This is a genomic window from Bacillus sp. FSL W8-0640 (genome assembly GCF_038007725.1).
In the GTDB taxonomy this organism is placed as follows: Bacteria; Bacillota; Bacilli; order Bacillales; family Bacillaceae_G; genus Bacillus_A; species Bacillus_A cereus.
Map to the genome: position 1 here is coordinate 4,436,762 of NZ_JBBOXT010000001.1, position 23,606 is coordinate 4,460,367.

Sequence of the window (23,606 nt, forward strand, 5' to 3'; positions counted from 1 at the left end):
GAATAACCCCTCAGTTCAAACCGTTAGTCAAATTAAAATATTCTAATCATTACATCTTTCCGAAAAAATCAGACTTTTGAAAGCGTATTTTCACTATCAAAATAGTGTTATTCGCTTATCGTTGTGCAATTGGAACATACACTTGATGCGTTGGTCCATTATAATCAGCACGCGGACGAATTAAACGGTTGTTTTCATATTGTTCTAGAATATGAGCTAACCAGCCTGACATACGGCTAATTGCAAAAATAGGTGTAAATAAGTCATGGTCAATTCCTAAACAATGGTATACAGAAGCTGAATAGAAATCAACATTTGGTGGAAGACCTTTTTCTTTTGTTACAATGTCTTCAATTTTGATAGACATATTATACCATTTCTCTTCTCCTAAAAGCACGCATAATCTCTTAGACATTTCACGTAAGTGTTTTGCACGTGGATCACCCTGCTCATACACACGGTGGCCAAAGCCCATGATTTTCACTTTATTTTGAAGAGCATTATGAATATATGACTCTACATTTTCTTCTTCACCAATCTCAGTTAACATCTTCATTACATTTTCATTTGCCCCACCGTGAAGAGGACCTTTTAATGCACCGATTGCTGCTGTAATACCAGAATATACATCTGAAAGTGTAGCTACGCAAACACGTGCAGTAAATGTAGAAGCGTTTAACTCATGATCTGCATGAAGTACAAGCGCCTTATCAAAAGCTTCAATTTCAACTTCATTTGGCTCGCGATCATTTAACATGTATAAGAAGTTTGCAGCTAATGATAAATCCTTTCTTGGCTCAACAATATCTAAACCTTTACGGATTCTCGCGTAAGCAGCAACTAAAGTTCCGACTTGCGCCTGTAATTTAACCGCTTTCAAATAATTGGACTTTTCATCCATAATTTCAGCGCTCTCATCGTATAATGATAGCATGGAAATTGCAGTTCGTAAAACAGACATCGGATGTGCAATTTTTAAATCTACTTGTTTCAAATATGTTAAAATCTCACCTGGAACTTTATAGTATTCAGATACAATTTCATTAAATTCCGCTAGTTCTTTTTCATTAGGAAGCTTGCGGTGCCATAATAAGTACACTACTTCTTCAAACGTAGCATTCTCAGCTAAATCATCAATATTATACCCAACATAAGTTAATGTATCATCAATAATAGAGCTCACAGATGATGTTGTTGCTACTACCCCTTCTAAACCTCGAATAACAGTCATGACATTCTCTCCTTTTCCTGAAAATTCTCCCAACCTTGCTCCTTATATCTATTTGCTCCCCTTATGAATTATGAACGCCCGTTCACTCTTTAGGCAAGCAAAATGCACGATCATGCAAATTTGTTGCGATGTTCCCCTCTTATTGTCCATTGTTTACATGGAAAGCATGAGCGTGAATGTCTCCCCGAATCCTCACGCTCAAAACAACAAGTTAGTGAGGAAAATACATTCCGAAGAGTTTTATGATAAAAACAACATAAAACAATATCATTATAAAATTGTTTTATGTTGTTTTTATTTTATCTGGTGTAAAGTCTCTGCTGTTATGTAACTTTTCAAAGTTTCTAATCCTATTATAAACAATTATCTGACTTTTGTGAACAGAAAGAATTCAAAAATTTTATATTACTATAAAATTCCTTATTTAAACATCTGTATAATACTCATAACCGCATAGGCAATTCCAGCCCCAATTAACGGACCAACAGCAACCCCATTAAATAGCGCAACCGCTATAATTGTCCCAAAAACAAGCGCAGTTGTAATGTGAGGATCCGTCGTCAACAATTGTACGCCGCCTTTCGCTAACAAAGCGACCGCTACACCTGAAGCTAAAGCAATCCACGCATAATAAGATTTCGCCGCTTCTCCAAGTTGTTTAAAACCTATTTCCCCTGTCGCAATCGGTACGAGCACCGCTATTGTAATGACCGTTACACCTAGGTTAATTCCTTTCGTTTGTAAATAAGGAAAGACCTTATCTCCTAAAAACGTAAACTTCAATAAAAATAACACACCAATAGCTACAGTAAGCGATTGGTTTTTAGCAATAAGTCCTATAATAAGTAGTATGAATAAAAATAACGTTGACTGACTAATCATGTTTGCACTTCCTTTCTGAAAATAATGAACTCATTTCCAAACAAAAATACCTTTAAACCTATCGTTATACATGCTATATCGATGCCTATTCAACATGAATCACTTCATTTTTTATGTATTTTAAAATGACAAACTGAGACTTTCACCATCAAAATTTAAGCATGTATACATTTTAAAAAACGGGCGTCTCTTCTTTCTTTTCTAATTAGAAACAGGTAAAATAAAAAGAAGAGAAAATGAAGTTTTTACCATATAGTAGAAGCATCAACACCAAGCTTTCACAGTCACTCACATACTGAAAAAGCAGGAAAAATCCATCATTCCACTATAACATAAAGTGAAACTTTAATCAGTGGAGCACACTCGTTATAAGTTGAACGAATTAGGATAATCCAAATTGGAATGGGAGGTATACATCTTTGAACCGAAACTTACTATATATGATATTGAGACTCATATTTGTCATTGTAGCAACGGTAGCTGGGTTCTATGTATTACTATACATGTCAGGGCTTATCTATCCTTTTATTATCGCTTTTGCATTTGCTTATTTGATTAATCCTGTCGTCAATTTCCTTAATCAAAAACTACAATTTCCTCGCGCACTAGCAGTACTCGTTAGCTTAATTCTCGTATTTGGAGCTATCGTTGGACTTGTTACATATCTTGTGACTGAAGCAATATCTGCCACAACATACTTACTACAACTTGTTACAGTAAAGTTTCCAGATATCGTTACATTCGCTCAGCAATTTGCACTTAATCATATTATGCCTCTCTACGATGATTTAATCTCTAAATTTAATCATCTTGGAGAACCACAGCGCTATACAATTACACAAAACATTCAAAACTTAGGAACAGAAGCAACAACACAAATGAAAGAACTTTTAACCGCCATTATAAGCGGGTTAACGAATTTCATTAGTGCACTGCCAACAACTTTAACTGTTCTTGTATTCATTTTATTAGCCACTTTCTTCATTAGTTACGATTGGCACCGTCTTGCTCAGAAAGCAAGAAAATTGCTACCGAATCGTGTACATGGCTATGGAAAAACTATTTTTGTCGACTTAAGAAAAGCTTTGTTTGGTTTTGTGAAAGCACAACTTACACTCGTATCTATGACAACCGTCATTGTACTAATCGGGCTTTTAATATTACGCGTACCATACGCCATTACTATTGCGATTATTACAGGAGTTGTAGATTTACTACCATACTTAGGAACAGGCGCAGTCTTCGTTCCATGGGTTATATACGTATTTTTCACTGGCGATACCGCATTCGCCATTGGTCTTCTCATTTTATACATCGTCGTGATTGTCCAAAGACAAATTATGGAGCCGAAAGTACTTTCATCTAACATCGGTCTCGATCCATTAGCAACACTCGTCGCTCTATTTGTCGGCTTTAAACTTTTTGGCTTTTTAGGATTAATCATCGGCCCAGTCACCTTAGTACTACTTAATACATTACACAAAGCTAATGTCTTCCATGACTTGTGGAAATATATTAAAGGTTCACCTTCAAAATAATAGTTTCTAATTCATACACAACAAAAAACTTACATGTAATCAGTGGGAATTTCCCACTGATTATTCCTTGTACTTATTTTTCATACTCATTACATAAAACAAGAGAATTGCACTCAAAAAAGATAATTCTCTTGTTTTTTTGCATGAAAAACGCATATTTCGTGGTGTTTTTACATATTTATTCTATTTATTTTATAATTATCATTTACATTTATTACTTTTTATGTAAATGAATAAATATACAAAATAGCATAAAACAAGACTTCAACTAACAATCTCCGCCTTTTTATATGAATTTTTTACACCAATCGTTCCTTTATATAAGAAAGCAAAACTTTAATTCAGCAGCGTTCCCTCCATCTTATTCATCTAAATTAATAGCACTAAAAAATCACAAGTTTAATCGAAGTACACACAAGAATTCAAATGAAAATTATATAGCACATATAATAAGCGAACGTTTTGTTCATCCCCACTCATCATTCGCCCCACACCAGACACTTACGAGCAGCCCAGCTTTGAGATAGAAATTCCACCCCACAAATAGCGCGGTAAAGCAAAGCTTCAACCAGAAAGTTCCTCTCCTCTTACAACACAAAAAATAGCACTTAGATTTCTACAATCTAAGTGCTATTTCTGAATAATAATAGTAGAGTTCTTTCTAAATTTCCATTCCATCCACTTCATAACAAGCGGCTTCAATAAAGCTCTCGTAATAGGGATCACGCAGATAAACCCTAGCACATCTGTCACATACCCAGGAAGCACTAAGAGAATACCTCCTACAAATACAAAAATACCATCCAGTACCGCCTCACCTGGCATTTCCCCTCTATTCAACTTAGATTGAATCTCTCCAAGCACTTTAAACCCTTGTCTTTTCGCCAAATACACACCTACAACACCTGTAAATACAATCATAGCGAACGTAGACCATAAACCTATTACATGACTTGATCCAATTAAGACCGTAATCTCAATCGCCGGTATTAAAATAAACAAGAATAGTAACCACTTCATAGTTCTACACCTCTCTCACAACTCACTTTTAACGTCCTCACAACGCCTATATACATCATATGAAATATAGATACTCTTTCATATTAAAACACATAACAAACAGCTTTTAAAAGCAATTCTAGGCGCTTTAAGCTAATTCTATCTCGTTTTTGTGTAAAAAAAAGAGAAGGACTCCGATCCTTCTCTCCGTATTACTTATAGCACTTCCGCATGTCCATTATAAACAATTCCGCGTGCTGCATCAACTGTTACTTCTTGGCCATTTTTTAAAGTTGCTGTTACGCCGTTTACACCAACGATAACAGGAATACCGATTGATACGCCTACAACAGCTGCATGGCTTGTTAAGCCACCTTCTTCTACAACTAAAGCCGCAGCTTTTTCGATTGCAGGAATCATATCTTTATCAGTGCTTGTTGTAACAAGGATATCACCTTCGTTTACGTTCGCTACAGCTTCAGCAGCTGTTTTTACTACAACTACTTTACCTTTTGCAGCTTTACGACCAATTCCTTGTCCTTTAGCAATTTCTTCACCAACAACGTGGATTTTCATTAAGTTTGTTGTACCAGTTTCAGCAACTGGAACACCCGCAGTAATCACTACAGTATCTCCAAGTCCGATTAGACCCGCATCCATACCTGTTTGAATTGCTGTATCTAACATTTCGTCAGTTGAAGCTGCGCGCTTCTCAGCCATAAATGCTTGTACACCCCAAACAAGTGCAAGACGACGTCCTACTTGCTCGTCAGATGTTACAGCTACGATTGGAGATTTTGGACGGTATTTAGAGATCATTTTCGCAGTATATCCACTTTCTGTTGGAGCTACGATTGCAGCTACATCAAGAGCAAGTGCTGTATGCGCAACAGATTGGCTAATTGCATCTGTAATTGTTGGAGTGAACTCTTTAATACGTTTTTTGAACATATCTTCATATTGTAATGATTTTTCAACACGTACCGCAATGTTAGCCATCATTGTTACCGCTTCTACTGGGTATTGTCCAGCAGCTGTTTCACCTGAAAGCATGATTGCATCTGTACCATCGAAGATTGCGTTAGCTACGTCACTTGCTTCCGCACGAGTTGGACGTGGGTTACGTTGCATAGAATCTAACATTTGTGTTGCAGTAATAACCGGTTTACCTAACACGTTACATTTTTTAATTAGACGTTTTTGTACTAACGGTACTTCTTCTGGTGGAATTTCTACACCCATATCACCACGAGCTACCATTAAACCGTCAGAAACTTCTAAGATTGAATCGATGTTGTCGATACCTTCTTGGTTTTCGATTTTTGGTACGATTTGGATGTATTGAGCGTTATGCTCTTCTAATAATTCACGGATTTCTAATACGTCAGACGCTTTACGTACGAATGAAGCTGCAATGAAATCAACTTTTTGCTCGATACCGAAGATGATATCTTTTACGTCTTTTTCAGTGATACCAGGAAGCTTAATGCTTACGTTTGGTACGTTAACACCTTTTTTATTTTTTACAGTTCCGCTGTTAAGAACTTTTGTACGGATGTTTCCATCAGCTTTTTCGATTACTTCTAGTTCGATAAGACCGTCATCGATTAGAATACGAGAACCTGGGTCTACATCGTCATAAAGACCAGCATAAGATACAGAGAACTTCTCTGCAGTACCTAATACTTGCTCAGTAGAAAGAACTACCTCTGCACCTGTTACAAGCTCAGCTTGTCCGTCTACGAAGTCGTGAGTACGGATTTCTGGACCTTTTGTATCAAGTAAGATACCAACTGTTTTACCAGTTTTCTTTGAAGCTTCACGAATGTTTTTAATACGAGCTCCGTGCTCTTCATGGCTACCATGAGAGAAGTTTAAACGAGCAACGTTCATACCTGCTTCGATTAATTGCTCTAATTTTTCAATACTTTCACTAGCAGGACCTATAGTACATACAATTTTAGTTTTACGCATATTGCACCTCCGAAAATTATGAAACCGTTCCCAAATATCTGACATTACGCCGATTAGATGGATAATTCTTTAGATAATTGATACATATCTTTATCGATTGTATGCTTTTGAGCTAACGCTTCGATAATGTCATGATCAACAAGTTTATTATCTTGAATACCTACACAACGTCCACCTTTACCAGCAATTAACAACTCAACTGCTCTTGCACCAAGACGACTTGCTAATACACGGTCTTGTGCACTTGGTGATCCACCACGTTGTACGTGACCTAATACAGTTACACGAGTATCAAAGTTTGTTGCTTCTTCAATGTGCTTACCGATGTCAATTGCACTTCCAACACCTTCAGCTACAATGATAATACTGTGTTTTTTACCACGTTCGCTACCACGTTTTAGACGAGCGATTACATCATCCATGTCATACTCTTCTTCTGGAATTAAGATTGTTTCTGCACCATCAGCTAAACCAGCCCATAATGCGATATCTCCAGCATGACGTCCCATTACTTCGATAACATATGTACGTTCATGAGATGTAGCTGTATCACGGATTTTATCAATTGCATCAATAACAGTGTTTAAAGCTGTATCGAAACCAATTGTGAAGTCTGTTCCAGGGATATCATTGTCGATTGTACCTGGTACACCAACACATGGGAATCCTTGTTCAGTTAATTTTTTAGCGCCTTGGTAAGAACCATCTCCACCAATAACAACAAGTCCTTCGATACCATGTTTCTTTAATTGCTCGATACCTTTTAGTCGTACTTCTGGGTCTTTAAACTCAGGACATCTTGCTGTATATAATTTCGTACCACCGCGGTGGATAATATCGCCAACAGAACCAAGTTCTAATTTTTCAATGTGACCAGAAATTAATCCAGCGTATCCATGGTAAATACCATATACTTCAATATCATGGAAAATCGCTTTACGAACAACTGCACGAATGGCAGCATTCATACCAGGTGAATCTCCACCACTTGTTAATACACCAATACGTTTCATTTGTACTCACCTCATAAAGATTATTTGCCTTATAATAAAATAACACGAAAAAATATAAAAACACAATGGAGAAGATGTGTCTTTTCATAATAAAAACGTGCATTCGCGAAGAGGAACGCACGCTTTTCTTATTTTATCCCAATGGAAGCGTTTGAAAACGAAACTTGCCCAATTTTCATATATTTTTCATAACGTTTTTCGATTAATTCATCTTTCGAAATTCCGTTTAATTGTTCAAAAGTTTTTCTAATTATTAAGTCTATATTTTCTGACTGTTTCAAAATATTACGGTGAGCTCCACCTTTTGTCTCTGGAATAATTTCATCAATTACACCTAATTCTTTCAAATCTGCTGCTGTAATTTTCATTGCCTCTGCAGCTTCCTTTGCTTTTCCTGCATCTTTCCAAAGAATTGCCGCTGCACCCTCTGGTGTAATAACAGAATAAGTGGAATTTTCTAGCATATGAATGTAATCTCCTACTCCAAGGCCTAGCGCACCACCACTACCGCCTTCACCGATAACGATACAAATAACTGGTACCGTTAAACCTGCCATCTCAAATAGGTTGCGGGCAATAGCTTCACTTTGTCCACGTTCTTCAGCTGCTTTACCAGGATAAGCTCCCTTCGTATCGATGAAACAAATAATAGGACGATTAAACTTTTCCGCTTGTTTCATGAGACGCAGTGCTTTTCGATATCCTTCTGGATGAGGCATTCCAAAGTTACGGCGAATATTTTCTTTCGTATCTTTTCCGCGCTGATGCCCAATTACAGTTACAGGCATCCCTTTATATTTCGCAATGCCGCCGACAATCGCTGCATCATCGCCAAATAGACGATCTCCATGACATTCGAAAAAATCAGTAAATAAGTGCTCAATATAATCGAGCGTTGTCGGTCGTTCTGCATGACGAGCAATTTGAACACGGTCCCATACTTTTAGATTGCCGTATATATCTTCCTCTAAATTTTCTAGCTTTTCTTCCAAAATACGAATCTCCTCACTGAAGTCCATCTGGCTGTTTTTCGTATAGTCTTTCAGTTCACGAATCTTATTTCTTAGCTCAACAACTGGTTTTTCAAATTCTAGCTCTGCCATACAGCCACTTCCCCTCCTTGATGAACTTCTAAAATCTTACGAAGCGATTCTCTCATATCATCACGATGCACCACCGCATCTAATTGACCATGATCTAGTAAGAATTCTGCCGTTTGGAAATCTTCCGGTAGTTTCTCACGCACCGTTTGTTCAATTACACGTCTACCAGCAAATCCGATAAGTGCACCTGGTTCTGCAAGATTATAATCACCAAGTGAAGCGAAACTCGCTGAAACCCCGCCCGTCGTTGGGTGAGTCATAACAGAAATAAATAATCCTCCTGCATTACTATGCTTTTTCAAAGCTACGCTTGTTTTTGCCATTTGCATTAAACTTAATATACCTTCTTGCATACGGGCACCACCCGAAGCAGTAAAGATAATAAATGGAACTTGTAAGTCGTACGCCTTTTCAACCGCACGGGCGATTTTTTCTCCTACTACAGAGCCCATGCTCCCCATTCGAAAACGAGAATCCATTACTGCAACAACAACAAGCATGTCATCAATTGTTCCTTCACCAGTTACAACCGCTTCGTTCAATTCAGTCTTCTTACGATCGCTCTCTAGTTTCTCTTCATAACCTGGAAACTCGAGTGGATTTAATGAAACCATTTCTTTGTCATACTCACGGAATGACCCTTCGTCCAATATACTATCAAGACGTTCCCATGCATTCATAGGATGATGATATCCACAATTCACACATACTTTTAAATTTTTTAGAAGTTCTTTCGTATACATGATTTTTTTACATTCCGGACATTTTGTCATAACGCCATCTGGCACATCTTTTCGTACTTGTTCTGAAGGTATTGCAGCGTACTTTTTCTTTTTCACGAATAAATCTCTTAGCACAATTTGACCCCCTTCGTTGAGAGCTAAGGTTAGCGTAAGAAGAAAATGGGGCTAACACCAAAGTTTGATGTTAGCCTTATCTTCTCAATCTGTCTAATAACCTCACTCTTTACGTTTAACTTTAACCGCTACGCGGTAGAATGTTTGTCATAACGTGTCATGGTCATTTCGACAAATTTTATACATTACGAGTGAAACTGTATATTCTCTACTAATTCATCGTAAATTTTTAGTGCATCATTTTCTTGTTTTTCTTCCAAAGTAGCGTAAAGCTTTCTATACATATCGATAGAATCTCTTGAAACTTTACAAGAAAGCGTTGATACGTAATCATTTACGATCATCCAAATGCGATATAGTAAATAATTATCGACTTGTTCAATAAGTGTTTTAAAGAACGTTTGATGAAGCGTTGGGATTGAGTTTTCATTTCCTTCAAGTACTTGGTGTAATTTACTTAGCACTTTAGAAAACGTTTCTTTCGGTAAATTACATACAATTCGAATCATATCTTTCTCGAGTAATCGTTTCGTTTGTAATAAATCACGAATTGTTTTCTCATCTTGCAATAAGAACGGAGCAATTAATTGTACAAGACCGTTATCATAAAAGTTTCGAATAAACGTCCCTTCACCACGTCTCGTTTCAATCAATCCTACCAGTTCTAAAGCACGCAATGCTTCTCTTACAGAGGAACGTCCTACGTTTAAGCGTGAACTTAACTCACGCTCAGACGGCAAACGATCCCCCGCCACCAATCCATCCTCTTCCATAATGGAACGGATTTTTTTTACAATTTCGAGATATACTTTTGTATTTGATGATGTCAATGGAATTTCCTCGCTTATTCTTTACCAATCAGCGCTAATTGTTTTGTTTTTTCAGCGATCTCATTTGGATCTACTTGACGGCGAGCTACTCCTGTCTCCATTGCTGCTTTTGCAACGTAAGCCGCTACTTGAGGCGCTACACGCGCGTCAAATGGTGCCGGAATGATATAGTCTGCATTTAACTCATCTTCTGCTACAAGCTCAGCAATAGCCTGTACAGCTGCCATCTTCATTTCTTCGTTAATTTGTGTCGCATGTACGTCAAGTGCACCGCGGAAAATACCAGGGAACGCCAGTACATTATTTACTTGGTTCGGGAAGTCAGAACGACCTGTTCCAACAACAGCTGCGCCCGCTGCTTTTGCCAATTCTGGCATAATTTCTGGAACTGGATTCGCCATTGCAAAAATAATCGCATCGTCATTCATTGTACGAACCATCTCTTCTGTTAATGCACCTTCTGCAGATACACCAATGAATACGTCTGCACCTTGTACAACATCAGCTAAAGAACCTTCTATACGATTCTTATTTGTATATTTTGCAACTTCATCCTTCACCGGATTCATACCTGTAGGACGACCATCATAGATTGCCCCTTTACGGTCACACATAATAATGTCGCGTACACCATAGCGATATAAAAGTTTAATAATTGCAATACCTGCTGCACCTGCGCCATTTGCGACAACTTTAATGTCAGACATTTTCTTTCCAACTAATTTCAGTGCATTTACAAGACCTGCTACTGTTACAATAGCTGTTCCGTGTTGATCATCATGGAAGATAGGAATATTTGTTTCTTTTTTCAAACGCTCTTCAATAATGAAGCAGTTTGGTGCTGCGATATCTTCTAAGTTAACGCCGCCAAAAGTTGGCTCCATTAATTTTACAGTTTCAACAATTTTATCTACATCGTTTGTATTTAAGGCAATTGGGAATGCATCTACACCAGCAAAGCTCTTGAATAATACAGCTTTACCTTCCATTACTGGAAGAGATGCTTCAGGTCCAATGTTACCAAGACCAAGTACAGCTGTTCCATCTGTCACAACTGCTACCATATTTCCCTTCATCGTATATTCATATACCTTACTTTTATCGTCATAAATTTCTTTACAAGGTTCTGCAACCCCTGGAGAATATGCAAGACTTAAATCTTTTGCATTTTCTACTTTTACTTTTGATACAGTTTCTAATTTTCCTTGATGCACTTTATGCATGTGAAGTGCTTCTTCACGAAGTGTTGACAAACTATCCACTCTCCTCAAATTATTCTTGCTGATATCAATTTCTCCAAGTGGTCTGACCACGAACACTACTACTATAATAATCGAAGTGTAGGGAAATTGTCCATTATATTTTCACAACTACATTTTCTTCCCCGACAATTTCACGAAGTGCTCCTAAACATTCTTCACTTGGATGAATCGATAAACTCCGAGATAATTGTACCATTTTATGTTCCTTTTCATAATAAATTAGTACTTTCGCAAAACCTGAATAGTCGAACAATATTTTCGTAACCCGATTTAAAAGCTTTTTCTCATACTGAGATGGCAATTTCACGTAAACAGATGCGTCTTTCTTTTCTTCATAAACATCCATTTCCTCTAGCGGATATAGTCCATTTACAATCCATTGCAGCTTATGATTTCTTAGCTCAATCGTACCGTCAACTAAAACAATTGCTCCTTCTTGCAACTTATCCGAGAAATGTATATACGTTTCCGGGAAGAGGACCGCTTCCATTTCATCATTTTGATCACAGAATGTAATAAATGCCATCTTTTGAAACTTTTTCGTACGAATCACTCTAACACTTGTTATATACACAATAGCTCTTTGTACTTTTTTCTTGTGTCGCATCGCCTGAGCGAGAGATGGAATTTCTAATTCTTTTGCTAACTTCACATATTGCGCTGTCGGATAACTTGATAAATAAAAGCCAAGTACTTCCTTCTCTTTATTTAGTTGTTCAATAAAAGATAGCTCTTCTCCTTGTACATATTTTGATTTTGGAACAGCATCTCCTAAATCACGTGCGAGATTCGCGTACTCTAACGCCCCTTTAATACTTTTCCATAAATTCGTTCTCGAAACACCAAAATCATCAAAACATCCCGACCAGACGAAAGCTTCTAAATTACGCTCCGTTACGAACTTTGACGGCATACGGAGACAAAATTCAAATAAATCTTCGAACATTTTTTTCTCTCGTTCTTCTAATAATGCCGTCACTGTAGCCATTCCAATATTTCGGATCGAAAGTAAACTGTAACGTATCGCATTCCCTTCTATTTGGAAGTTATAACCACTTCTCTGAAGAGACGGCGGCAAAACGTGAAAACCTTTCCGCTTCGTTTCTCGTATATACTGTACAATTTTATCTTCATTTCCAATTGCGCTTGATAATAATGCCGTCATAAATTCCAGCGTATAGTTCGCTTTCAAATAGGCAAGCTGATATCCGATCATACTGTAAGCTACAGCGTGACTTCGGTTAAAACCGTAATTCGCAAATCTTACAATTAAATCATAAATTTTTTCAGCAGACGTCTCATCATATCCATTTCGCAAACATCCCTGGACGAAATGCTTACGTTCCTGATCTAAAATATCACGATTTTTTTTACTCACTGCACGGCGCAGTAAATCTGCTTCTCCAAGCGAAAACCCTGCTAACTTCGATGCAATTTGCATAATTTGTTCTTGGTATACAATGACGCCGTATGTTCTTTCTAAAATTGGCTTTAAATCCGGATGTAAATATTCGATTTTTCTTTTTCCATGTTTCGATTCAATAAAAGTCGGTATCTGTTCCATCGGTCCTGGTCTGTATAACGAGTTAACAGCTACGATATCTTCAAACTCATTCGGTTTTAACCCGCGAAGTACATTTCGCATACCGCCTGACTCAAGCTGGAATACACCTGTTGTATCTCCTCTCCCTAATAATTGGAATGTCTTTTCATCTTGAAGAGGTAAGTTTCTTATATCGATTTCTTTCCCAGTTTTGTTGGCGATAAATTTTATAATATTTTCAAGTAACGTTAAATTACGTAATCCTAAAAAGTCCATCTTAAGCAACCCAAGTTCTTCTAGCGCATCGGCTGGATATTGCGTAACATAAACATCGTTATGTCCTTCTTGAATTGCTACACTGCCTGTTAGCGGTTCTTGACTCATAATAACACCAGCCGCATGAATAGACGTATGACGTGGTAAACCTTCTACACGTTTTGCGATTTCAAACACACGCTCATGCAAAAGATTCCCTTGTATAAACTCACGAAGTGATTGTGATTCTTCATATGCATCTTTTAACGTTATACCAAGCTTTGATGGGATAAGTTTTGAAAATATATCAATATCTCGCGGCGGAAGCCCCATTACGCGGGCAATGTCTCTAATTGCCGCTTTTGCTGCAAGCGTACCAAACGTTACAATTTGCGCAACACGGAGCTGACCGTATTTATCTTTCACATAGCGAATCATCTCATCACGTCTTACGTCTGGAAAATCAATATCAATATCAGGAAGCGTCACACGTTCAGGATTTAAAAACCTTTCAAATAATAGATCGTATTCAATTGGATCAATATCTGTAATTTCTAATACGTATGAAACGAGTGAACCAGCTGCCGATCCACGACCTGGTCCTGTTAGAATATGATTTTCATGTGCATACTTCATAAAATCCCATACGATGAGGAAATAATCACTAAATCCCATACGAGAAATAACATTTAATTCATGATCCAAACGCTTTATATGCACTTCTTTCGGTTCACCATATCGTTTCCGCAAACCTTCTTCACAAACACGACGCAAGTATATATCACTCGTTTCATTAGACGGAACAGGAAACTTCGGAAGTTGATTTACATGGAACGGTATTTCTACTTGGCAACGCTCTGCAATTTTTATTGTATTTTGGATTGCTTCCGGCGCATGGGAAAATAGTGCTTCCATTTCATCCGATGACTTTAAATAATACTGATCTGTTTTCAGCCTCGGCCTATCTGGATCAGTCATTTTCGTTCCACTTTCAACAGATAGTAAACATTCGTGAACAAGCGCGTCACTTTGATTGATATAGCGCACATCATTTGTTGCAACGACTGGAATATTAACCCTACTAATAAATTCAGGTAGTTTCTCTTGTAAAAGCAACTCATCTTGAATTGCATGATGCTGCAAACTCATATAAAAATGGCCGAACATATTTTGATACGTGCGAGCTACTTCTTCAGCCTGACTCTCATTGTCTTCTAGTAATAATTGCTCAATTTCGCCATCTTTACCTGGCGAAATAGCAATTAATCCTTTCGCATAATGCGCAAGCCACTTCTTAGGAATACCTTCTTTGGACTTTGTCATAATACTGCTAGAAATCTTTAATAAATTTTGGTAGCCTATTTCATTCTCAGCAAGTAATACAAGCGGATAAGACCTTTCTTCTTCTTCACTAAAAATAGAAGCGGTTAATCCAATAACAGGCTGTATACCATGTTTCTTACATGCTTTATAAAACGGAATAACACCATACATAACATTTTCATCCGTAATAGCTAGCGATGAAAAACCAAGTTCTTTCGCCCTGACTACAAGCTCATCAATTTTACAAGCACTTTTTAATAAACTAAAAACGGTTTGACATTGTAAATGCACAAACTTCACTGTTGTACCCTCTCTTTACCTATTTGACTACTTTTATTATAGGTGATGAGGAAAGCGGAAATCAAAACATACTTCTTATACTTTGTCCATATATATGAAGAAGAAAGGGGAATGACGATGGATGTAAGAGAACATACTTTTTTCTCTCTGCTTATTATTAGTTATTTTATTGCCTTTGGGGTTATACTTGGCGGTTCATTAATTGGTGGATTTGGTGCGTTTCTTATCGGAAAACCAGCTCTAACTTACATTAATCAATTCGCCCAAAATTTAAGAATTTGGGCACTCGTTGCAGCAATCGGCGGAACATTCGATACCTTTTATAGCTTTGAAAGAAGTTTCTTTGGCGGAGATATGAAAGATATCGTAAAACAAATTCTCCTTATTTTTTTCGCAACTGGTGGTATGCAAACAGGTCTCATTATTATTAAATGGCTAACGCAGGAACATGTATGAGAGTACCAAGTGCCAATACAGCAAAAAGATGGTACTTAGTATTAGCTGGTGCTGCTGTTGGAGGCGTGTTGAGCTGGTTTATTTTTTTGTACATATACGGTGTTTTTCAACAAGAACAAGCTAGTAAAATAGCAGAACAAAGAGAAATTATAGAAAAACAAGAAGCAAAGCTCCACGTCCTTCTCGAAGATCAAGAAAAATTGAACACTGAAAATAAACGGCTCTTAACCATTCAAGAGATTAAAATAAAACTTATCAATCGAGAAAAATACGATTTAGACAATCTTACACTCGAAAATATGACTACATCTATTCATAATGATCTCCAGCATCTTTTAACGAAAAACATTCAAAGTATCGCAAAAAATAAAGACCTACTAAAAAAGGTAATCGAAAATAAAACATACAAACATTACGATCGCCTATACCGTTTTAAAGTCGATACAATATCTTTTGATACAGTGCTTGAAATTAGCATTACTATAGAGAAAGAAAAATAAAGAAGGAGGGCTTTAGCGCCGCTCCTTCTTTTCGTTCTAACATATAGTCTTTTATTTACAAATCTCACGTAAATCAGCAAAAAGACGATCCGCTTCTTCCCAAGAAGATGCCTTGGCACCAGAAGCCATCGGATGCCCTCCGCCGTTATATTGCATTGCCAATTTGTTTATAACTGGTCCTTTTGAACGAAGACGAACACGAATTACGTCATCTTCCTCTAAAAATAGAACCCACGCCTTTAATCCATCAATATTGCCAAGCGCTCCAACAACACCAGATGCTTCAGAAGGAAGTACATCAAACTCTTCTAATACTTCTTTCGTTAATTTAATGTAAGCTGCTCCTTCTTCTACCATCGTAAAGTTTTGTAAAATATAACCGTTTAAACGAGCAATTTTTTCTTTTGTCTTATACATTTCATTGTATAAATCTGTGAATTTCACACCCATATCAACAAGCTCACTTACGTAACGAAGTGTTTTTGCTGTCGTATTTGGGAATAAGAAACGACCTGTATCTCCAACAATTCCTGCTAAAATAAGGCGAGCTGCTTCTTTTGTTATTTTTAATCCTTTATCTTTTCCATAGTTATAAAACTCATAAATCATTTCACTTGTAGAACTCGCTGTCGTGTCTACCCACGTAATATCTCCATATGGATCTTCATTTGGATGATGATCAATTTTAATTAACATCTTCCCTTTTGTATAGCGTTGATCGTCAACCCGTTCTTGATTCGCAGTATCACAAACAATAACAAGCGCATTTTCGTATACACTATCTTCAATATCATCCATTACTCGTAAGTATGCTAGTGACGGTTCATTGTACCCAACCGTATAAATATTTTTCTCTGGAAACGATTCTTGTAGAATTGTACCAAGACCACCCTGTGAACCTAACGCATCTGGGTCCGGACGCACGTGGCGATGAATAATAATTGTATCAAACTCTTTAATTGCTCCTAAAATTTGCTCATGCATATGTATAATCTCCTTTTTAATCAACTTCTTCACTTTATCCTCCATTATAACGGAAAGTATTTCATACATGCGAACAATTGCTTTATAATAAAAGTTAGAAAGTTTAGATATTTCTTTTTCTTTTCTATTATTTTTCACAAAGCGATGGGAGTGTTCATTATGCCAGTATTAGTCTTCTGTATTATCGTCTCATTTATGTTGTACCTCTTTTACAAAACAAAATACTTTCGTACAAACCGCCCAATGGAGAAAGGTTGGCTCTCAGGAAAATCCGCAATGGCACTCGGTTCATTCGTTTTATTTTTCGGGATAAACCAATTCTTTTTAGAACTTTCAACCGCTCGTATTATCGTTGGTGTTTTATTCGTTCTATTTGGTAGTGCAAGTGTATTTAACGGGTTTCGCCAATACAAACATTTCTTGCCATTAGCAGTTAAAGAAGCCGAAGTCTATGAAGCAACATAAAAAAGCATCAATATTGTGATGCTTTTTTACGTCCCTTAACTTTCAAAATCATATATGCAACAAACGCAGATGGTATATTAAATGGGTTACCTTGTACATGAAAATGTAGTTGTTCTTCTCCAAAAGACATTTTTTCATATAGCTCTCGCTGAGATAATCCTGTCTTTTCCTTTTTTTCATGTAAACCTTGTAAATATAAATATTGGATCGGTATCATTACAAGAAAGTAAAATAGTGCGATACTACCAAAAAAGAGTACGGCTGACGACATAATGCATACCACCTTTCAGAATTCCATTTTCTTACAATATAATCATAACACAATATACAGCCAAATCGAATTACTATTCTGTCTTTTCTTACGTTACTTTTCCACTCCATACATATTTCACTAAAACTCCCATCTAAAATCATGCCTTTCAAATTTAAAACAACAAAAAAAGATGGAACAAATCAAAACGATTTGTTCCATCTTTTATTTATCGATTAACTGCACCATAAGTAATGCCTTTCCAACAACATTACCTTCATGATGCACCTCTACATCGACCTTACCAAATTTACGCCCAATTTCTAATACTTTCGGATGAACAGATACAACATTATCAATTTGAACCGGCTTTACGAAATAAATCGTTAAGTTTTCAACAATTAAATCGCTTTTCTTTTGCGCACGAATGACGCGATTTGTCGCTTCTGTCACAATTGTTGCAAATACACCGTACGATAACGTTCCGATTGAGTTCGTCATTTGCGGCGTCACCGAAAATTGATATAGATGCTCATTCTTCGCTTCTTTCGGCGTCATAAATTGATTCGTTACAATATCATCAATGGTTTCTCCAACTTGTGGCTGACGTTGAATCATTTGCAGTGCCTGAAGTACATCTTGACGGCTAATAATACCTTGTAGTTTATTTCCTTCATCAACAACAGGAAGTAACTCAATACCTTCCCACACCATCATACGTGCCGCAGCTGCGACAGACATTTTACCGTTCACTGTAATTGGGTGTTTTGTCATTACTTTATCAATTGGTGTTTCTTTCGCTACACCGATCATATCTTTTGAAGTCACGATTCCTAGCACTTTGTTACTTTCATCAACAATCGGATACCTTCCGTGCATCGTCTCTTCATTATAGGCATGCCATTGCTGCACTGTATCATTTGGCTTTAAATATAATGTTTCTTCAATTGGCGTTAAAATATCTTCAACGAGTACAATTTCTTTCTTAATAAGCTGATCGTAAATCGCACGGTTAATTAACGTTGCAACTGTAAAGGTATCGTAACTACTTGAAATAATCGGCAGTTTTAATTCATCTGCTAATTTCTTCACATGATCTTCCGTATCAAATCCGCCCGTAATTAATACAGCGGCTCCAGTTTCTAACGCTAATTGATGTGCGTTCGTACGGTTACCGACAATAAGTAAGTTCCCAGCTTCTGTATAGCGCATCATCGCTTCTAATTTCATTGCCCCGATTACGAATTTATTTAACGTTTTATGTAGTCCTTCTCTGCCTCCAAGTACTTGACCGTCGACAATGTTAACGACTTCTGCATATGTCAGTTTTTCGATATTCTCTTTCTTCTTTTGTTCAATTCGAATTGTTCCGACACGTTCAATTGTACTAACATACCCTTTATTTTCTGCATCTTTAATTGCACGGTAAGCGGTCCCTTCACTTACACTCAAATCTTTCGCAATTTGTCTTACAGAAATTTTATGGCCTACTGGCAGGCTATTAATATGTTCTAAAATTTGGTTATGCTTGGTAGCCAAATGGTTTCACCATACTTTCTTTTCCCTAAATTCTTCATGTGTTGTACTTTCAGTATACTATATTTTCAAAACTGTTACACTCTCTCTTTGCATACCTGTACTATTTTTTTTATAACAAAATGACTCTTACATTCCACCAGTCATTCTATTACAACAATGTAATGCTATTGTCATCTCATTCGATAGTTCGCACACTTGATTACCTATACAATTAAGACAAGAAATAAATCAAAGGAGCGAACACATGATGAAAAAACTTTTAGAGGTTGTAGGTGCTGTATTTTTAGCTTTCGTAGATGGTAAAAAAGTTACAATGGAATTGAATGAAACACCTGAACAGCCACGTACCAAAAGAAAAGAATCACCAAAACAAATACAAGTATTAAAAGCTGTCCTACACACGTAAAAACCCTTCACTTTTCTTTTCAAATGAAGGGTTTCTTTTCTATAGTGTAATACTTTCTCCAGCTTCTAATACTTTCCCTGTACAATTTTGTAGCTTTTCTACAAATTGATATGGATCTTGTTCAATAACTGGGAACGTATTGTAATGCATCGGTACAACAGTTTTCGCATTAATCCATTTTGCCGCTAGTACAGCATCTTCTGGTCCCATTGTGAAATTATCACCAATTGGTAAAAATGCTAGATCAACTTTATTTAATTCCCCAATTAACTTCATATCAGAGAATAGTGCAGTATCTCCTGCGTGGTATACAGTTCTCTCTTCTGCTGTAAATAAAATACCTGCTGGCATACCTGTATATGTAATCGTCTTATTTTCTTCATCAATATAACTAGAGCCGTGGAATGCTTGTGTAAACTTCACTTTTCCGAAGTCAAATTCATGTGAACCACCAATATGCATCGGGTGTGTATTTACACCTTGCCAACTTAAAAATGTTGCTAGTTCAAATGGCGCTACAACAACTGCATTATTTTTCTTCGCAAGTTCTACTGTATCTCCAACATGATCACCGTGTCCATGCGATAAAAGGATTGCATCCACTTTTACATCTTCAGCTTTTAAATCTGTTCTCGGATTACCTGTTAAAAACGGGTCAATTAAAATAACTTTTCCATTCGCCTCAATTTTCACAACTGAATGTCCATGATAAGATACTTTCATTATTACATTCCTCCCCTATTCACATTCTCACTTTTTATTCTACATGATTTTTCAATCCCCTGTCTTTTCTAACATCTATTTACTTGTCATAACGCTTTCTTCCGAGTTAAAGTTATATTTGTAATTAAATATCTCGGGGGTGCCAATCGATGAATGCTAGATTAGAAAATTTAATGCAATGGCTAAAAGAAAAAAACGTAGAAGCTGCGTTCTTAACTTCTACACCGAACGTCTTCTACATGACAAACTTCCACTGTGAACCACACGAAAGACTTCTTGGTATGTTTGTATTCCAAGAAAAAGAACCTATTTTAATTTGCCCTAAAATGGAAGAAGGCCAAGCACGTAACGCTGGCTGGGCACATGAAATTATCGGATTTACTGATACTGACAGACCATGGGATATGATTGCAAAAGCAATTAAAGACCGCGGCATCAATGCAAATGCAGTTGCAATTGAAAAAGAACATTTAAACGTAGAGCGCTACGAAGAATTAAAGAAATTATTCCCAAATGCAGCTTTCAAATCAGCTGAGGAGAAAGTTCGCGAACTTCGTTTAATTAAAGATGAAAAAGAACTTTCTATTTTACGCGAAGCAGCTAAAATGGCGGACTATGCTGTTGAAGTTGGTGTAAATGCAATTAAAGAAAACCGCAGCGAGCTAGAAGTATTAGCAATTATTGAACACGAATTAAAAACAAAAGGCATACATAAAATGTCATTTGATACGATGGTATTAGCAGGTGCGAACTCTGCTCTTCCACACGGTATTCCTGGCGCAAACAAAATGAAACGCGGCGATTTCGTACTATTTGATTTAGGCGTAATCATTGATGGTTATTGCTCTGATATTACACGTACAGTAGCATTCGGTGAAATTTCTGAAGAGCAAACTCGCATTTACAACACTGTACTTGCTGGACAACTACAAGCAGTTGAAGCATGTAAACCAGGTGTTACACTTGGCGCAATCGACAACGCTGCTCGTTCTGTTATCGCAGATGCAGGTTACGGTGACTTCTTCCCCCACCGCCTTGGTCACGGACTTGGAATTAGCGTACACGAATATCCAGATGTAAAAGCTGGCAACGAGTCTCCATTAAAAGAAGGTATGGTCTTCACAATCGAGCCAGGTATTTACGTACCAAACGTAGGTGGCGTTCGTATTGAAGATGATATTTACATCACAAAAGACGGATCAGAAATTTTAACGAAGTTCCCGAAAGAATTACAATTTGTAAAATAATAAAAAAGGCAGCGGGATTGCTGCCTTTTTCTATTTCTCTACTATTTCAAATTTCTCTACAATCATTTTTGCTGGATAACTTTCAAGTATTTGAGAAAACCATACTTTTATTTTATCCCCTGTTTTTAACTGTTTATATGCGTCTTTGTCCTTAAAGCTCAAGACTATATGTGCTGGATGATCTTTATTCATTTGTTGTTCTATATAATGTTGCAACTCTACTTTTGTTTTAAACGTTTTATCATCGGCAAAAAACACCGTGTCATTTCTTAATATAATATACCCTTCTTTTACCGTTACTTGCTCTACTTGTTTTGTATCACACGCTGATAATACGACTAGAAATACACTTAAAAACATAACAATTTTCATATGCCTATTCATTTTTAACCCCTTACTCTAGGCTATTTCAAATTTAGCACCATCTTCTCCTCATACTTATCATCCCATTTAATCACAACTTCTATAGGTTCATCTTTAGAGATAGGCGCGCAACTTACACAAGAAGACTTCATTTCAATCTTTGCTCCTCTATGAACTTCTGACGTTTGTGTCATTGTACTAAAGGCTCCATTAATAGCAATCTCTAAGTTTTTAAATTCTGTCTTTCCATCCCCGCCCTTATATTGAAACGTAAACATCCCATCTTCACTGTCATCCTTAATATGCCCTTTATATTGTCCAGTCCAACTTTTGCTCTCGCTAGAAAAAGTAACATACGAAATGGAACAGCTTCCTAAAAAGAAAATACTAATGAAAAAGAATAATGCTCTCTTCATAATGCCCCCCTCCATTCAAAAGCACTTATTTATTGTCTATTTCTTCCTCTTATTATACTATTAAAATACAGAATTTTCTAAAATAGGAGGTTTATATGTTACAACAACAGTTAGAAGAAATTCGTAATAATCATTACGTAATGGATACAATTAACATGGATTCTTTAATTTCCAATATGCTTAAACATATCGGTGTTACCGATAGCTATTTAAGGGACAAACTTATTTGCTCTACTTTTTACCATCTCATCAAAAAGGACTACCTTTCACACACACAATTACAGAAACTATTATTAGAAAGCATCAGTGACAAATATTTATTGTATAAGATTCATTCGGATGACGAAGATGCGGTATTTACCCGTGCATTTACAACATTATTAATTGCACTCATTATTGATGCCGATACAAATCATAATTTCTTATCACAGGCTGATCTTTTACATGTAAAAGATCGATTAGTGTTATATATGAACAACGAGCATGATTTCCGCGGATATGTGCAAGACCACGGCTGGGCACATAGTATCGCTCACGCTTCTGATACATTTGAGGCGCTTGTTCGTAGTCCTAAACTGGAAACTTTATATTACGAAGAAATATTACAAACTTTATTAAACAAAGTTTGTGTCCATTCTATTTACTACAAATATGAAGAAGACGAACGTCTCGTTTATCCGATTGTCGCAATGCTACAAAATGGTCTAAAGGAAGAGGTACTCCTATTAGCCCTTCATGAATTAGTAGCTCAATTACCCGTCAAAAAACAGACATTACATACTGAATCGTACGAGTACCTATACGGAAATATAAAATCTTTCTTACGTAGTTTGTTTTTCCGACTACGCACACTGTCTATATGTGAAGAAACCGAATGCAAAATTGAAAAATTGCTGCAAGACCTTCCAAAATATTATTAAAAAAAGAAGGCCACTTAGAAAGTGCCTTCTTCTATTTCACTAATATTTAATTGAAATTTCACGATCCAAACTGAGAAAAGGTGGACAAGAAGCGCAAACGCCATACATGCTCCGCTTAAAAAAGTTAGTATAGGATGCGAATACACGTGCCCCAATCCATAGGATATCGCCACGAAAAACATTGTTATGTAAATATAAATTGCTCCATGTATTTGCCTCATATAAAC

General features: G+C 36.8%; 24 protein-coding genes. 7 read left to right on the forward strand and 17 right to left on the reverse strand.

The genetic code is table 11. The annotated features are described in order from the left end of the window. Positions 1-115 precede the first annotated feature (115 nt). A complete protein-coding gene (citZ, locus tag N2V80_RS22925) occupies positions 116-1,264 on the reverse strand; it encodes a citrate synthase (RefSeq protein WP_000503652.1) in 1,149 nt (382 codons plus the stop codon). 387 nt (positions 1,265-1,651) lie between these two features. Then, positions 1,652-2,113 carry a DUF441 domain-containing protein gene (locus N2V80_RS22930; RefSeq protein WP_000625507.1) on the reverse strand — a complete coding sequence of 154 codons (462 nt, stop codon included), beginning with the start codon at positions 2,111-2,113 and terminating at the stop codon, positions 1,652-1,654. A 419-nt stretch (positions 2,114-2,532) separates the two neighbouring features. On the opposite strand from N2V80_RS22930, the gene ytvI reads away from it, so the two are divergent. Beyond that, positions 2,533-3,651, forward strand: a complete 1,119-nt coding sequence (ytvI, locus tag N2V80_RS22935) for a sporulation integral membrane protein YtvI (RefSeq protein ID WP_001081388.1) — start codon at positions 2,533-2,535, stop codon at positions 3,649-3,651. A gap of 630 nt (positions 3,652-4,281) precedes the next feature. Here the strand turns inward: ytvI and N2V80_RS22940 are convergent. The 8 genes from N2V80_RS22940 to dnaE form a co-directional block, all read right to left on the reverse strand. Beyond that, positions 4,282-4,671: an FxsA family protein gene (locus N2V80_RS22940; RefSeq protein WP_000871631.1), complete on the reverse strand. Its 390-nt coding sequence runs from the start codon at positions 4,669-4,671 to the stop codon at positions 4,282-4,284. A 195-nt stretch (positions 4,672-4,866) separates the two neighbouring features. Further along, positions 4,867-6,624, reverse strand: a complete 1,758-nt coding sequence (gene pyk / locus N2V80_RS22945; protein ID WP_016110781.1) for a pyruvate kinase — start codon at positions 6,622-6,624, stop codon at positions 4,867-4,869. A 53-nt stretch (positions 6,625-6,677) separates the two neighbouring features. Beyond that, positions 6,678-7,637: a 6-phosphofructokinase gene (gene pfkA, locus N2V80_RS22950; protein WP_000821156.1), complete on the reverse strand. Its 960-nt coding sequence runs from the start codon at positions 7,635-7,637 to the stop codon at positions 6,678-6,680. A gap of 128 nt (positions 7,638-7,765) precedes the next feature. Further along, on the reverse strand, positions 7,766-8,740 hold the full coding sequence (gene accA / locus N2V80_RS22955) for an acetyl-CoA carboxylase carboxyl transferase subunit alpha (protein WP_000818807.1): 975 nt from the start codon (positions 8,738-8,740) through the stop codon (positions 7,766-7,768). Continuing rightward, complete coding sequence (accD, locus tag N2V80_RS22960; RefSeq protein ID WP_000942857.1) at positions 8,728-9,597, reverse strand: acetyl-CoA carboxylase, carboxyltransferase subunit beta; 870 nt, start codon at positions 9,595-9,597, stop codon at positions 8,728-8,730. The genes accA and accD overlap by 13 nt, the downstream gene beginning before the upstream one ends. 185 nt (positions 9,598-9,782) lie before the next feature. Beyond that, the gene (locus N2V80_RS22965; RefSeq protein WP_000204440.1) at positions 9,783-10,427 is read right to left on the reverse strand and encodes a FadR/GntR family transcriptional regulator; all 645 of its coding nucleotides are present in this window, start codon (positions 10,425-10,427) and stop codon (positions 9,783-9,785) included. Positions 10,428-10,441: 14 nt separating this feature from the next. Then, complete coding sequence (locus N2V80_RS22970) at positions 10,442-11,650, reverse strand: NAD(P)-dependent malic enzyme (RefSeq protein WP_161508111.1); 1,209 nt, start codon at positions 11,648-11,650, stop codon at positions 10,442-10,444. Positions 11,651-11,783: 133 nt separating this feature from the next. After that, entirely contained in the window at positions 11,784-15,110 is a 3,327-nt protein-coding gene (gene dnaE, locus N2V80_RS22975; protein WP_000673729.1) for a DNA polymerase III subunit alpha, read from the reverse strand. A gap of 42 nt (positions 15,111-15,152) precedes the next feature. Here dnaE and N2V80_RS22980 point away from each other — a divergent pair, with 42 nt between their 5' ends. Continuing rightward, positions 15,153-15,566, forward strand: coding sequence for a YtrH family sporulation protein (locus N2V80_RS22980; protein ID WP_002005839.1), 414 nt, complete (start codon positions 15,153-15,155; stop codon positions 15,564-15,566). After that, positions 15,563-16,066 carry a sporulation membrane protein YtrI gene (ytrI, locus tag N2V80_RS22985; protein WP_001265740.1) on the forward strand — a complete coding sequence of 168 codons (504 nt, stop codon included), beginning with the start codon at positions 15,563-15,565 and terminating at the stop codon, positions 16,064-16,066. Before N2V80_RS22980 ends, ytrI begins: the two co-directional genes overlap by 4 nt. 51 nt (positions 16,067-16,117) lie before the next feature. Here the strand turns inward: ytrI and N2V80_RS22990 are convergent, their stop codons facing one another. Next, positions 16,118-17,050, reverse strand: a complete 933-nt coding sequence (locus tag N2V80_RS22990; protein WP_000545136.1) for a DHH family phosphoesterase — start codon at positions 17,048-17,050, stop codon at positions 16,118-16,120. A gap of 159 nt (positions 17,051-17,209) precedes the next feature. On the opposite strand from N2V80_RS22990, the gene N2V80_RS22995 reads away from it, so the two are divergent. Continuing rightward, positions 17,210-17,515, forward strand: coding sequence for a YtpI family protein (locus N2V80_RS22995; RefSeq protein ID WP_001144776.1), 306 nt, complete (start codon positions 17,210-17,212; stop codon positions 17,513-17,515). A gap of 7 nt (positions 17,516-17,522) precedes the next feature. Here N2V80_RS22995 and N2V80_RS23000 read toward each other — a convergent pair whose 3' ends face one another. Together N2V80_RS23000 and N2V80_RS23005 are read right to left on the reverse strand one after the other, a co-directional pair. Then, entirely contained in the window at positions 17,523-17,786 is a 264-nt protein-coding gene (locus N2V80_RS23000; protein ID WP_000093045.1) for a DUF3949 domain-containing protein, read from the reverse strand. A gap of 204 nt (positions 17,787-17,990) precedes the next feature. Continuing rightward, the gene (locus tag N2V80_RS23005) at positions 17,991-19,304 is read right to left on the reverse strand and encodes a CBS domain-containing protein (protein ID WP_000201590.1); all 1,314 of its coding nucleotides are present in this window, start codon (positions 19,302-19,304) and stop codon (positions 17,991-17,993) included. Positions 19,305-19,548: 244 nt separating this feature from the next. Here N2V80_RS23005 and N2V80_RS23010 point away from each other — a divergent pair, with 244 nt between their 5' ends. Continuing rightward, on the forward strand, positions 19,549-19,710 hold the full coding sequence (locus tag N2V80_RS23010) for a hypothetical protein (protein WP_000976306.1): 162 nt from the start codon (positions 19,549-19,551) through the stop codon (positions 19,708-19,710). 39 nt (positions 19,711-19,749) lie between these two features. Here N2V80_RS23010 and N2V80_RS23015 read toward each other — a convergent pair whose 3' ends face one another. Further along, positions 19,750-20,433 carry a metal-dependent hydrolase gene (locus N2V80_RS23015; protein WP_000868930.1) on the reverse strand — a complete coding sequence of 228 codons (684 nt, stop codon included), beginning with the start codon at positions 20,431-20,433 and terminating at the stop codon, positions 19,750-19,752. Positions 20,434-20,582: 149 nt separating this feature from the next. On the opposite strand from N2V80_RS23015, the gene pepQ reads away from it, so the two are divergent. After that, entirely contained in the window at positions 20,583-21,680 is a 1,098-nt protein-coding gene (pepQ, locus tag N2V80_RS23020; protein ID WP_000994024.1) for a Xaa-Pro dipeptidase, read from the forward strand. 30 nt (positions 21,681-21,710) lie between these two features. Here pepQ and N2V80_RS23025 read toward each other — a convergent pair whose 3' ends face one another. Beyond that, positions 21,711-22,064 carry a DUF3221 domain-containing protein gene (locus tag N2V80_RS23025; protein ID WP_001079374.1) on the reverse strand — a complete coding sequence of 118 codons (354 nt, stop codon included), beginning with the start codon at positions 22,062-22,064 and terminating at the stop codon, positions 21,711-21,713. A 20-nt stretch (positions 22,065-22,084) separates the two neighbouring features. Continuing rightward, on the reverse strand, positions 22,085-22,459 hold the full coding sequence (locus tag N2V80_RS23030) for a hypothetical protein (RefSeq protein ID WP_000816708.1): 375 nt from the start codon (positions 22,457-22,459) through the stop codon (positions 22,085-22,087). Between the two features lie 95 nt (positions 22,460-22,554). On the opposite strand from N2V80_RS23030, the gene N2V80_RS23035 reads away from it, so the two are divergent. Further along, on the forward strand, positions 22,555-23,379 hold the full coding sequence (locus N2V80_RS23035; RefSeq protein WP_000941455.1) for a DUF2785 domain-containing protein: 825 nt from the start codon (positions 22,555-22,557) through the stop codon (positions 23,377-23,379). Positions 23,380-23,393: 14 nt separating this feature from the next. Here N2V80_RS23035 and N2V80_RS23040 read toward each other — a convergent pair whose 3' ends face one another. After that, on the reverse strand, positions 23,394-23,600 hold the full coding sequence (locus N2V80_RS23040; protein WP_001248905.1) for a hypothetical protein: 207 nt from the start codon (positions 23,598-23,600) through the stop codon (positions 23,394-23,396). Positions 23,601-23,606: the final 6 nt, after the last annotated feature.